At 73.1% G+C, this 13,273-nt stretch carries 7 protein-coding genes; 3 read left to right on the plus strand and 4 right to left on the minus strand.

The genetic code is table 11. From position 1 onward, the window contains the following. The first annotated feature begins 40 nt into the window (after positions 1 to 40). Entirely contained in the window at positions 41 to 2,443 is a 2,403-nt protein-coding gene (locus ACGFT1_RS22425; RefSeq protein WP_373910705.1) for an HAD-IC family P-type ATPase, read from the plus strand. Between the two features lie 64 nt (positions 2,444 to 2,507). Here the strand turns inward: ACGFT1_RS22425 and ACGFT1_RS22430 are convergent, their stop codons facing one another. Together ACGFT1_RS22430 and ACGFT1_RS22435 are read right to left on the minus strand one after the other, a co-directional pair. Further along, the gene (locus tag ACGFT1_RS22430) at positions 2,508 to 4,079 is read right to left on the minus strand and encodes an FG-GAP-like repeat-containing protein (protein ID WP_373910706.1); all 1,572 of its coding nucleotides are present in this window, start codon (positions 4,077 to 4,079) and stop codon (positions 2,508 to 2,510) included. 101 nt (positions 4,080 to 4,180) lie between these two features. Next, on the minus strand, positions 4,181 to 4,687 hold the full coding sequence (locus ACGFT1_RS22435; protein WP_393733828.1) for a hypothetical protein: 507 nt from the start codon (positions 4,685 to 4,687) through the stop codon (positions 4,181 to 4,183). Between the two features lie 442 nt (positions 4,688 to 5,129). Here ACGFT1_RS22435 and ACGFT1_RS22440 point away from each other — a divergent pair, with 442 nt between their 5' ends. Further along, positions 5,130 to 8,780, plus strand: a complete 3,651-nt coding sequence (locus ACGFT1_RS22440; RefSeq protein WP_373910708.1) for an ALF repeat-containing protein — start codon at positions 5,130 to 5,132, stop codon at positions 8,778 to 8,780. 8 nt (positions 8,781 to 8,788) lie between these two features. Continuing rightward, a complete protein-coding gene (locus ACGFT1_RS22445; RefSeq protein ID WP_373910709.1) occupies positions 8,789 to 9,112 on the plus strand; it encodes a hypothetical protein in 324 nt (107 codons plus the stop codon). 62 nt (positions 9,113 to 9,174) lie between these two features. Here ACGFT1_RS22445 and ACGFT1_RS22450 read toward each other — a convergent pair whose 3' ends face one another. Both ACGFT1_RS22450 and ACGFT1_RS22455 read right to left on the minus strand, forming a co-directional pair. Beyond that, positions 9,175 to 9,933, minus strand: a complete 759-nt coding sequence (locus ACGFT1_RS22450) for a calcium-binding protein (RefSeq protein ID WP_373910710.1) — start codon at positions 9,931 to 9,933, stop codon at positions 9,175 to 9,177. Between the two features lie 126 nt (positions 9,934 to 10,059). Next, positions 10,060 to 13,188: a sacsin N-terminal ATP-binding-like domain-containing protein gene (locus ACGFT1_RS22455; RefSeq protein WP_373910711.1), complete on the minus strand. Its 3,129-nt coding sequence runs from the start codon at positions 13,186 to 13,188 to the stop codon at positions 10,060 to 10,062. Between the last annotated feature and the right edge of the window lie 85 nt (positions 13,189 to 13,273).

The raw sequence follows: 13,273 nt of genomic DNA on the forward strand, positions 1-13,273 counted from the left end.
CGGCGGGCGACGGGACACGACCGCACGTACCGTCGGGAACATGACCCCCATGGACGCGGGTGCGGAACTCGACCCCGCGCACCCCGCGCCCGCGCCCGCACCCCCGCCCCGGCCGGGCGGGCTGACCGGGGCCGAGGTCGCGGAACGCGTCGCCCGGGGGCAGGTCAACGACGTGCCGGTGCGCGGCAGCCGGTCGCTGCGGGAGATCGTCCGGGCGAACGTCCTCACCCGGTTCAACGCGATCATCGGCGTCCTGTGGCTGATCATGCTGTGCGTCGCGCCGTTCCAGGACAGCCTCTTCGGCTTCGTGATCATCGCCAACACCGGTATCGGCATCGTGCAGGAGTGGCGGGCGAAGCAGACCCTGGACTCGCTGGCGGTGATCGGGGAGGCGCGGCCGACGGTGCGGCGGGACGGGGCCGCCACCGAGGTGGGCACCGACGCGATCGTCCTGGACGACGTCGTCGAGATCGGCCCCGGTGACCGGGTCGTGGTCGACGGGGTGTGCGCGGAGGCGGACGGCCTGGAGATCGACGAGTCGCTGCTCACCGGCGAGGCCGACCCCGTCGGCAAGCGCCCCGGTGACCGGGTGATGTCCGGCAGCTTCGTGGTCGCCGGGGGCGGCGCCTTCAGCGTGACGCGGGTCGGCCGTGAGGCCTACGCCGCCCAGCTCGCCGAGGAGGCGTCCCGGTTCACGCTCGTCCACTCCGAGCTGCGCACCGGCATCTCCACCATCCTCAGGTACGTCACCTGGATGATGGTCCCCGCGGCCGTCGGACTCGTCGTCACCCAGCTCGTCGTCAAGAGCGACACCCCCGCCGACGCCGTCGCCCGCACGGTCGGCGGGATCGTGCCGATGGTCCCGGAGGGGCTGGTGCTGCTCACCTCCGTGGCCTTCGCGATCGGCGTCATCCGGCTGGGCCGCAGACAGTGCCTGGTGCAGGAGCTGCCGGCCATCGAGGGGCTGGCCCGCGTCGACACCGTCTGCCTGGACAAGACCGGCACGCTCACCGAGGGCGGTATGAACGTCACCGGGCTGCGGCCGCTGGACGGCGCGGACGAGACGTACGTACGCAAGGTCCTCGGCGCGCTCGGCGAGTCCGACCCGCACCCCAACGCCTCCCTCCGGGCGATCATCGACGCCTGCCCCGACACCGAGGAGTGGCGGTGCGTGGAGTCGCTGCCGTTCTCCTCGGCCCGCAAGTACAGCGGCGCCGCGTTCAGCGAGGGCGACGGCGAGGTCAGCACCTGGCTGCTGGGCGCCCCCGACGTCCTGCTCGACCCCGGCACCCCGGCCCTGGCCGAGACCGGGCGGCTGAACGAGCAGGGGCTGCGGGTGCTGCTGCTGGCCCGGGCGGGCCGCGACCTGGACGACGCCGAGCCGGCCCGGGGCGCACGCCCCACCGCGCTCGTCGTGCTGGAACAGCGGCTGCGCGCCGACGCGGCCGACACCTTGCGCTACTTCGCCGAGCAGGGCGTCCGCGCCAAGGTCGTCTCCGGGGACAACGCGGTGTCGGTCGGCGCGGTCGCCGCGAGACTGGGGCTGGACGGCACGGCGGTGGACGCGCGGCAGCTGCCCGACGACCGGCCGGCCCTGGCGGAGGCCCTCGACACGGGCACCGTCTTCGGGCGGGTCGGCCCGCGCCGGAAACGGGACATGGTCGGCGCGCTCCGGTCACGCGGGCACACGGTCGCGATGACCGGGGACGGCGTGAACGACGTCCTGGCGCTGAAGGACGCGGACATCGGCGTCGCCATGGGCTCGGGTTCGGAGGCCACCCGGGCGGTGGCCCAGATCGTGCTGCTGGACAACAGCTTCGCGAGCCTGCCCTCGGTGGTCGCCGAGGGCCGCCGGGTGATCGGCAACATCACGCGCGTGGCGACGCTGTTCCTGGTCAAGACCGTCTACTCGGTGCTGCTGGCGGTGCTGGTGGTGTGCGCGCAGGTGCAGTACCCCTTCCTGCCCCGGCATCTGACCCTGCTCTCCACCCTCACCATCGGCGTGCCGGCCTTCTTCCTGGCCCTGGCACCCAACAAGGAGCGGGCACAGCCCCACTTCGTGCGCCGGGTGATGGGGTACGCGGTCCCCGGCGGCGTGGTGGCCGGCGGCGCGACCTTCGTGACGTACCTGCTCGCCCGCCACCACTACACCGGCCCGGGCGCCCTGGCGGCGGAGACCAGCGCGGCCACCCTGACCCTGTTCCTGGTCTGCCTGTGGGTGCTGGCGATCATCGCGCGGCCCTACACCTGGTGGCGGCTGGCGCTGGTGGCGGCGATGGGCGGGGCGTTCCTGCTCGTCCTCGTGGTACCGGCCCTGCGGGACTTCTTCGCGCTCCACCTGGTCGGCGTGCCGATGCCGTGGACGGCGGCGGGGGTGGCGGCGGGGGCGGCGGCGCTGCTGGAGTTCGCCTGGCGGTGGGTGGGCCGGCGGTTCCCGGCCTGAGACGACACCGCCTCACGGTGGAGGGCCCCCGGAGCACCGTCGCTCCCGGGGCCCGTCACCGGACTCACACCTTGGGCCACATGGACTTGCCGGCCGCCAGCCCGCCCTTGCCGTCACCCGCGTACCAGCGCAGGTCACCGTCACTGCCGAGGGCGGCGAGGTCGTCCTTGCCGTCACCGTCGAAGTCACCGCCCAGCACCGCGCGGTTGCCCGCCCAGGACTTGCTGGTGGACATCGAGCGCGCCTTGTCGAAGGTGCCGTCGGCCTTGCCCGGGTAGAGGCTCAGCGACCCGTCCGTGGCGACGGCGGCGATGTCGTCACGGCCGTCGCCGTTGAAGTCACCCGTGGCGATGTACTTCTTCTTCCAGGTCTTGTCCGGCCACATGGACTTCTTCTGGTTGACGAGGTTGCCGTCGGCGTCCCTCTTGTACGTGTAGAGGGAGCCGTCGGGCCACTGGAACAGCGGAGTGTCGTGCCCGGGGGCAGCGCTGTGCAGGGTGGCGACGGGAAGGCCGTCCTTCCACGTGGCGTCGTTCCAGAGGCCGGCCAGCGTCCACAGGTTGTGGGCCCAGGAGTTCCTCTGGCCGAGGTAGAGCTTGCCCTCGTCCTCGACGGTGACCACCTCGAGGCCCGCACCCTCCTTGAAGTCACCGGCGACGATCTGCCGCTGGCCGGTGCGGCCGAGGCCGGGCAGAGAGGCTCCGTACTGAAGGGTGCCGTCGGCACGGCCGTAGAAGACGTGCGCGGGACCGCGGGTCAGGACGGCCGCGATGTCGGTGCGCCCGTCACCGTTGAAGTCGGCTGCCGTCACGGCGTCGGTGACGTAGTCCTGCCGGCTCTTCAGCCGGACCCGCTGCACCCAGTCCGCTATGTCGTCGACCCTGGTGGCGACGGCACCGGTGCGGGTCTCGTCCGTGCCGAAGCAGCCGCCGCCCCAGGACGCGGTGACCACAGCGACCAGGTGGTCCGTCGCGTCCAGCACAGGGCCACCCGCGTCGCCCTGGCACAGGGCACCGCCACCGCCGGCCGGCGAGACGGACAGGGTCGAGCTGCCGACGGCGTCCACGCGGAACGAGCCGGTGTGCGTCCGGCCGGGCACCCACTCACCCCGGGTGCGGCCGAACCCGACGGCCCTGAACTCGTTACCCGCGGTCGGCGCGGTCGTGCCGACGGTGGCCTCCGGGTTGTCGCGGAAAGGCCCGTCCAGCGGGTTGTCCATGGTGGCCGGGTCGGACACACGTGCCATGACCAGGTCGCGGTCGGGGTGCGGGACGATCTCCTGCACCTTCTGCTTGACGAGCGCTTCCGCGGACGGATGGTTACCGTCGAGGGTCACCACCGTCGTGTACGGCGGCTTCCCCGCGGAGAGCTTGGTGGCGTGCTGAGGGTCGGCCGCGAAGCAGCTGGCCGAGGTGAGCACCCACTGGGCGTCGACCAGAGTGCCGGAGCAGGCGCGCTCGTTGTCGGTGCCGTAGCCGATGTGGAGCTTCACGGCGAACTGGTCGGTGCCGTCCTGGCTCTGGTCGCCGTTGACGGACTGGGCCGGCACGGCGCCCAGGAGCCCGGTCGCCAGACCGGCCGTCAGGATCCCGGCGGTCCACGCCATGCGCGTCCCGCGCGAACGGGGATGTGTCACGTTTCCCTCATCACAAGGCTTGTTCTGCGCGTACAGAAGGTGTCGGGTCCGCGGGTCGTCCGACACGCGGATAGGGGGCGGTGGCTGTGCGGAGCAGCCGGTCAGCCGGTCACCCGGAGTTCGACCAGCACGGACCTGGCACCGCCGACGGTTCCTTCACCGACGGACTCGAAACCGCCTTGAGGGACGTTGACCGTCGTCGTCCTGCCGTCCGCGGTCAGGTCGGCGCTCACCGGGTGGTCGGCCGCCTCGACGGCGAAGACGCGGGGCAGTTCCAGGGTGAGGCGACCGGTCTTGGCCGTCGCCCGGAAGCAGTAGGAACCCTTCCGCCCGACGGAGTCGTCCTGGACCGTGAGCACCCGGATCTGCTGGGCCGCCTGGTCGCAGTCGGCGAGCAGGATGTGGCCGTCGCCCTTCTTCAGCTTGATCCCCTTCTCGGTCAGGATCCGGTCGGCCTGCGGATATCCGTAGTCCTCGACGGCGACGGGCGGGGCCGACGGAGCCGGAGGAGGGGGCGGGTCGTCGGCGACGGCCACGGAGACGCCGGCCAGTGTGGCGACGGAGGCCACGACCGCGGACACGAGGAGTTTTCGGGCAGGGAAAGGCACTGAGGAGCCCCTTCAGAAATCATTGTTCGTCACGGCGATTGCCTCATTCCGAGGCTGATGAAGACGCCAAAAACAAACCCCCGTAATAAATGAAAGGCCCCCGGAGCCGACGCTTCACAGACAGGAAGGCGTGGGCAAAAAAGCCTTGGAATGAACGACACACTGCTGGTCAGGCAGCGGTAAAGGCAGTGCACAGGTTAGACAAAGCGTCGCGGTCACGTCAACGCCGTAGCTTCACATGCTCCACACCAACACCCCTTTATCTACGCCGCGTTACCCCGCGTATCGGCTCAAATGGGACAGGTGATCGGTGCCCCGCACGTCGCCGCCGCAACGGCTGAGAAGTCGATCGAAGCTCGAACTAACGCCAAGTTATGCTGCCCTCTCCATCATTCGGCGACTCATATTCGGGGAAGTCGCCGAGGACCATGACAGGTGTTCAGTGAATCGAAGAACTGACCAGCTCGATCACACCGGAAAAACGTCGCGTCTGATACGCCGGACGGCACTGGGCCTCCTGCCGCTCGCGCTCACCGCCGGCCTGCTGGGCGCGGCACCCGCCGCGGGGGCCCAGGCTGCCGGAGCAGGCGTGCGGGCGGCCGCGCAGCAGTCGGTGACCACCGCGGAGCAGCGCGGTCTGGTCGTCGACTACTGGGAGCGGGGCGGCCCCGGCGTCAAGGCGGCGGCCGAGGCCGCGCTCACCGGCAGTGACGCCGATGTCCAGGCGTTCCTGGCCGTCGCCGACGACCTCTCCTTCCAGGACGAACGGGTCTCGGCCGCCCAACTCGCCTCCGTCGGCGGCCCGGAGCTGCTGACCGCGGCGCGCACCGCGCTGGCCGGGACGCGGGAGGATCTGGAGAGCTTCCTCAGCTGGGGCTGGGAGAGCCCGTTGCAGGAGGACAACCGGGTCCGCGTCGCCCAGATCATCGACACCGGCGGCCCCAATGTGCAGAGCGCGGGCCGGGCCGCACTCTCCGGGACCTCCGACGACGTACAGAAGTTCCTCAGCACGGGCCAGTACGCCCAGCAGCAGGAGGACGAGCGGGTACAGCTCGTCCAGATCATCAGCGTGGGCGGGACCAACGTACGGGCCGCCGGCCGCATCGCGCTGGACGGCACCGCCGCGGACATCCACGAGTTCCTCCAGGTCGGCCAGTTCGTCGCCCGGGACAAGGACGAGGAGAACGCCTCGGTCGCCGAGCTCGCCGAACAGGCGAAGGAGGCGGGCCGGCAGGCCGCCAAGGAGACCGCCGCCGCCAAGACCGAGTCGGCCAAGGCCGTCAAGGCGGCGGAGCTGGCCAAGAACGCCGCACTGGAGGCTCAGGCCGAGGCGAAGGCCGCCAAGAACGACACCGCCCGGGCCGGACGCGCCGCCCAGCGGGCCGCCACGGCGGCGTCCCAGGCCGCGGCCTCCGCCCAGCGGGCGATCGAAGCAGCCAACGCGGCGAACAACTCGGCCCGGGTGGCCGCGAACGCCGCCGCGCAGGCCGCCGCCGCCGCGGCGGGTGCCTCACAGGCCGCCACCCGCGCCCGCAACGCCGCCGCCGACGCGGCGGTGGACGCCAAGAACGCGGACGCGGCCCGCAAGGCCGCCGAGGCCGCCGACAAGGCGGCGCAGGGCGCCGACAAGGCGTCCCAGGCCGCCGATCAGGCCGCCAAGGCCGCCGACGCCGCCGGTGACGCCGCGCACTCGGCGGCCAGTGCGGGTGCCAACGCCAATGCCGCCGCCGACGCCGCCGACGAGGCCGGCAGCTACGCCGGCCAGTCCAGCGCCGAGGCCGCCGAGGCACGCGCCGCCGCGGCGGCCGCCCGTCGGCACGCCGCGGAGGCCAACCGGGCCGCGGCCGACGCCGAGGCCCTCGCGCGCAAGGCGGCCACCGCCGCCCGGGACGCCCGGGACGCCGCGACGTCCGCCGCCACCCACGCGCGCAACGCCGGCAAGGCCGCCCGGGAGGCGGCGGAGCAGGCCGGTAACGCGGGCCAGGCGGCGACCAGGTCCACGCAGCACGCCAACGCCGCCACCGACGCGGCCAACGAGGCCACGGCCGCCGTCACCAAGGCACAGCAGATCTACAAGCTCGCCCGCGAGGTCGAGTCCGCGGAACTGCTGACCCGCACCAACGCCGGCATCGAACGCGCCAAGGACGACAAGGCGGAGGACGACACCAGGACCGCCGAGCAGTCCGCGCAGCAGAAGGAGGCCGGAGACCAGCGCGCCGAGCGGGACCGGTTGGTGGCCCGGGCCGCCGAACCCGGCGCCGATCTCGGCGCCGTGGCCGCACAGGGCCGCGCCCTGGCCGTACGGGTGATGAAGAACGGCGGTACGGCGTGGGCACGCGCCGCCGCGGAGGCCGCTCTCGGCGGCACCGATGAAACGGTCGTCGACTACCTGCGCAACGGCTGGAGGACGGCCGAGGAGCAGGACCAGCGGTCCTACGTCGCGCGTCTCGCCGAGGAGAGCGAGGACAAGGCGGTCCGCGACGCGGCCGAGAAGGCCCTGGACGGTGACGCGGCCGCCGTCGCCGACTTCGTGGACAAGGGCCAGTACCAGGTGGCGGCCGAGGGCATGCGCGTAGCCATCGCCCAGACGCTGGACGGCGCCGGTCCCGTACTCACGGACGCCGGGCGCAAGGCACTTGGCACGGGTGACCCGAAGCAGTACAGCCGGTTCCTGCTCGACACGCAGCACACCGCGCGGACCCAGGACGAACGCGTCCGGGCGGCGCAGCTGATCGACAGCGGCCCGCCCGAGGTGAAGGCCGCCGCGCGGATCGCCCTGGAGGGCTCGCCGCAGGCGCTGCACGCGTTCATCGTCTCCGGGCAGTACACGGCGCTGCGCAAGGACAACCTGGCCGCCACCCACGCGGCCCAGGTGCAGAAGATGATCGCCGACGCGGCGAAGGTGGCGGCCACCGCCCGGAAGGACGCCGCCGCCGCCCAGAAGGTCGCCGCGACCGCCCGCAGGGCGGACACCGAGGCCGCCGAATGGTCGAAGAAGGCGAACGCCGCGGCTTCCGACGCGCAGACCTACGCCAAGCAGGCCGACCAGTACGCCAAGGACGCCGAGGCGTCGGCGGCCAAGGCGGCCGCGTCCGCGAAGACCGCCCGGGACGCGGCGAACCGTGCCGACGCCGCCGCGTCGGACGCCGCCAGGTCCGCGGCGGACGCCACGCTGTCCTCGGAGACCGCGCAGGCCGCGGCGTCGGAGGCGCAGTACTACGCCGATCAGGCCTACAGGTCCGCCGTCGAGGCGGGCAAGGACTCCGACGCGGCACTGAAGGCGCTGACCGACGCGTACGAGGTGTCTCTGAAGAAGTACCAGGAGGAGGAGAAGGCCCGCCGCAAGGCGGCCGTCGACGCCAAGGAGAAGGCCAAGGACGAAGCCGGCGCGCGCGCCCGGGAGATGTACCGCTGCGGGCAGGGCCTCATCCCCTGTGACCCGCAGGGCTTCGCCCGCTGGTGCCAGCACCAGGAGACGTACTGCGACATCCTCGCCCACTCCAAGGAGCTGAGCGACGCCGCGGACAGCATCTGGAACGTCGAGAAGGAACTGCTGGGCCTCGGCCAGTACGAGGAGTGCATGCGGAACAAGGACTTCGACTCCTGCAAGGGCCTGGCGGTCGATGCCCTGCTGAGTGGCAAGCTGAAGCTCCTGGACCGGCTGTACGACAAGATCAAGGTGCTGAAGAAGGGCTGCCGGATCCTGGACAAGGCGCCGTTGCGGTCGGCCTCGTCGGTCCGTTCCGCGTCGGTGCATCTCTCTGCCGCCCGGTCGGGCGGCATACCGTGCGGGGAGCACAAGGTCCCCGGGCTGCCCCGGCCCACGAGCAAGATCCCGGACAGCTCGGACTGCCGTGCCTGTGCGGAACGGATCCGCGAGAACCTCGGCGGCGGCGAGCTCAAGGTGATCAGGCCCAAGCCCGGCTTCAATGCCCTTGGCAAGTACCGTGACCAGGACACGTTCTGGGGCGAGCACGTCGTCCTGGTGTACAACGGCCGGGTCTATGACGGCTTCGGCCCGAAGGGCGGCGAGACCATAGCCGAGTACAAGTCCAAGTGGCTGTACAACGACGTCATCGACTTCGGATTCTGAGGTGGTCCGTGACTGACACGGAGTTGATCGCGAGCATCCGTGACCGGCCGGGGATGTACTGCCTGGACGGCAGCTACTACGCGGCTGCCATGCTCGTCGCAGGGATCGACCTGGGCAGGTCGGGGCGGCTGCTGGACGGATTCCGGGAATGGCTGCTGGCCCGCAAGGGTGAGGAGAGCAGCTTCGTCTGGATCCTGCTCGTCCTCGAGGACGCCTTCCCCGACGCCGGTATCCGCCACTGGTCGCAGCTGACCGACGACCGGCAACAGCAGGCCGTGAGCCACCTGTTCGCCCTGCTGCTCGCCTTCCTGTCCGAGCGGGACGCCACCTGAGGCGAAGGCCGCGCCACCGGTACGACTCCGGTGGCGCGGCCGTCGGCCCGGGCGAGCGGCGATTACCGCACGTCGACGAAGTCGCCGGTGGCGCTGACCGCGGCCGTGGTCGAGTTGCCCGCGAAGGAGTAGCGGTAGTAGCCGTCGGCCGAGGCGGTGGTGGTGGTCTTCAGGTTGCCCTTGGAGTCCGCCGTGACCGTCTTCAGCGTGGTGTACGTGCTGGAGCCGCTCTTGCGGTACTGGAGCCTGACGGCCTGCGAGCCGTAGGCGCCGTACTTCAGGGACTCCCAGTTGGCGCGGGTGAGGGCGCCGGTGACGGTGAGGGTCTTGCCCTTCGCCACCGGCTCGGGGGCCGCGTCGGCGGTGAGCTTGGCGGCGCGCTGGAAGGAGAAGGAGCCGGCCTTCTCCTTCCAGATGTAGCCGTCGTCGTTGGCGTCGACCCACGCGTCCACGTACCAGGTGCCGGCGCTCTTGTCGGTGAGGTAGTCCGTCTTCGGATCGATCGTCACCGAGGCGGTGCAGGTGGAGGTGGTGGTGCTCACCTTGGCGCAGGTGGGCTTGGCGGTCGTCGCGTACCCGTTGTCGGGGCCGTAGAGGTCGAACTCGTCGGCGCCCTTGATCCCCGAGGCGTCCGTGGCGGTCACGCTGACCTTGACGGTGACGGCGCTGGAGGTGCCGACCGACACCTTGTTGTCCCCGTCCACGACCACCTTGGTGATCTTGGTGTCGCCCTGGCTGCCGTCGGCCTGCGCGGCCGGCACGGCGAGGGCGGTCAAGGCCAGAGCACCGCCGACGACGGCGGCAGAGACTCGGATGCGCATGTGGTGTCCCCACGTTCGGATCAGGGGAGTCGTGTGACTCCGGACATGTGACGTGGGGACATCGTGAAAGGTTGTACTACTGCTCGGATTCTTCCAGCGGGCCCGTCGAGGCCGGCACGGCCACCGTCAGTCGAACCACCGGTCCCGCGCCAGTTCCTCCGTCCGCGACGGGTCCTCCAGCAGCGCGGCCACCTCGAACCGCCGCGGCCACTGTCCCGCCGCCCACGCCAGTCCCGCGGCGACGCCCTCCAGGGTGGCCGCGTGCAGCACGCCGTCGTCGGTGAGCCGCCAGTCGATCCCGACGCCGTCCACGACGAGTTCGCCGTGCTCGACGTACGTGCCGGGCGTCCGCGGTCCGAGCAGCACCCGCACCGGGCGGGGCACCTCGTGCTCGGTCCCCTCCGAGTGCACCTCGCCGGTGACGGACTCGCTCAGGCGCCGCACCTGGAGCAGCTCGGCCAACTCGGCGGCCCGCGCGGGCCGGACCGGCAGCAGCGGCACCCCGGCGGTGAACGGCAGCAGGTCCGGGGAGTCGACCACGACGGCCGCACCGGCGTCCACGACCTCCACCCGCCCGTCGACCACGGCCCGCAGCTCGTCCGGCAGCGTCACCTGCTCGGGGTCCAGGTCCGCCAGCGCCCCGTACAGACCGTGCAGTTGGGCGGCCGTGACCGGGCGGTCCGGGTCGGCGAGCCGGTCCAGCAGTTCGGCGGCGCCGCCGGGCTCGTCCAGCAGCGCGCCGACGGAGGTGCGCACGCCGAGCGCCCGCAGCACCTGCTCGTCCTCGAACCCGGTGGCGTCGGCCTCGTCGTACAGCCCGCGCAGCAGCGGGTCCCCGCCGGCGGCGAGCAGACCGGCCGGGCGCCGCCCGTCCAGGACGGGGTGCCCGCGCAGCCACCAGGCGGTGTACGGCCGCACGGCCTCGTGGGTGCCGTCGGGCAGCAGGATCCGCACCGGCTGGGTCAGGGCGTCCCGCAGCGGCGGCCGGGCCAGCAGGGCCAGCGCCTCGGGCCAGTGGGCGTCGTCCACCAGGTCCAGGTCGCGGACGGCGACGAGTTCGGTGGCGACCGGCGGCACCGGGCTGTCCGGGAACCGGTCGAGGATGTCCTCGCACCACACGTCGACGGCGTCCAGCAGGCCGGCGTCGTCGGGTTCGGCGTAGTCGCCCTCGCGGGGCTCCAGTTCGTCCGGGTCGAGGACGACGTCGGTGGCGCGCACGAGCGCGAAGTCGGCGAGCACCCCGCACGCGGCCAGCGGCTGCGCACCCCACCGCTCGGCCAGGCCCGCGTCCACGGCGGCCAGTTCGTCCTCCCGGATCACCCGGGCGAACGGGCTGCCGGGGAGGACGAGTTCACCGGCGGGCGCGAGTTCCCCGTCCTCGTCGGGCAGCGCCAGGGCACCCAGCCAGGGTTCGTCGCCCGGCTCCAGCCCGGCGTCGCGGACCAGGGCGAGCACGGTCTCGGCCAGCTCCTCGGCGTCCGGCGCGTCATCCTCCCAGCCGGCCCCGCCGCCCTCGTCCAGGGAACCGGCCACGGCGGCCCGCACCTGCGGCGTCGTCAGCACCGCGCGCGGTGACGCGGGCAGCGCGCCCAGCTTCTCCAGCAGCGGGTGCGCGGCGTCCTCGTGGGCGACCTTCAGTCCGAGCCGCCCGAGGACGTCGGGGTCGACGGGCGCGGCGTCGGGGGTGGGCAGGAGGACCTGCCGGGGCCCGACGGCCGTACGTCCGTCCGCGAGGGGCACCGGCAGGCCGGAGAGCCGGTCGGGGTCGATGCCGGCGAGGCTGTCGTAGAGCCGCCACCACCAGTCGGGTTCCTTCTCCAGCCCGGCGAGCCGGTCGACGGCGTCGGCGAGCGGCAGCCGGGCGACCCCGAGGGTGCGCAGTTCGGCGCGCCGCTCCAGCCCGGCGGGCAGCAGCGTGGGCAGCACCTCGGCGAGGACGCGTACGGTGCCGGCCCCGGCGCCCTCCACGACCTCGGCGTCCCGGGGCCGCAAGGCCTCGGGCAGTTCGTCGTCGCCGTCCGCCTCCACGGCCGGCGGCAGGAAGGCGGTCCGCGGCAGCCGCTCCAGGACCGCCTGCCGCAGCGCCCCGTCCAGCTCGCCGCGGCCCAGCGGCCCGGGCACGAGGCCGATGACCGCGTCGGTCACCGGCCGCCAGCCGGCGAGGAGTTCGGTGTAGACGTCGGCCGCGCGCTGCACCAGGAAGTCGGTGAGGGGGCCGGGCGCCGCGTGCCGGCGGGTGGTGTCGAGGGGGAAGGAGGCGATGAGCAGGGCCGGCACGCCCAGCGGTTCGTCGCTGGGGGTCGGCGCGTGCAGGACGGCGCTCGTGCGGGGCGGCACCGGCCGTCCCCGCTCGTCGGCGGGCACCGCCCAGGTCACCGACCAGTGGGGCCGCAGCCGCTCCTCCACGGGCCGGTCGGCGAGCAGGTCGGGGGTGAGCGGGCCGTGCGCGGACGCGGTCCGCCACGCCGTCGCGCCCTGCCGGGAGTCCTCCACGACGGTGAGGCCGCCCTCGGCGCGCCGGCGCAGGGTGCGGGCCGGTGCGGCCTCGACCTCGATCACGACCTCTTCCAGGCCGGGCAGGGCGAGGAGCAGCGCGTCGTCGACGGCGTCGAGCAGCCGCTCGGCGAGACCGGCCGCGGCGGCGTCCCGCAGCGGCAGGATGACGGCGGTGTCGTACGGGTCCGGGGCCGTGCCCTCGGCGGCGAAGGGCAGCCGCAGCAGCGGCACGTGTCCGTCGCGGCGCCGCACCTCGTCGCCGAGTCCCGGGCTGTGCCGGGCGGTGCCGGCGGCCAGCTCCCGCGCCTCGGCGAGGGACCAGCGCACCCCGCCGTGCCGTCCCACGACCGCCGGTTCGTCCGTCACCGCGAGGACGGCGGCGAAACCGACGCCGAACCGGCCGACGGCGCCGTGCGTGCTCCCGGCGTCCCGCTTCGCGGAGGCCCGCAGCGTGGACAGCGACTCGACACCGGCCGCGTCCAGGGCCGCGCCGGTGTTCGCGGCCACCAGCACCCCGTCGCGCAGGGTGAGCCGCAGCCGCCCCGGCACGCCCGCCCGGGCGGCGGCGTCGGCGGCGTTCTGGGCCAGCTCCACCACGAGCCGGTCGCGGTAGCCGCCCAGGACGAGGTCCTCCTCGGCGTTGGCGTCCTCACGGAACCGGGCGGGGCTGGTCGCCCAGGCGTCGAGAACCCCGCGGCGCAGACGGGCGGTGCCGAAGGGGTCGGCGCCCTCGGCCGCCGGCCGGACGAACTTGCTCACGTTCACTCTCCTCGTCGACGTGAGGTCGAAGGTACAGCGCCGGCGGGCGGGAGGCCGAAGGGGCGGGGCGGCCACCGGGCCGGGG

This window comes from Streptomyces sp. Y20, assembly GCF_043195475.1.
GTDB lineage: Bacteria > Actinomycetota > Actinomycetes > Streptomycetales > Streptomycetaceae > Streptomyces.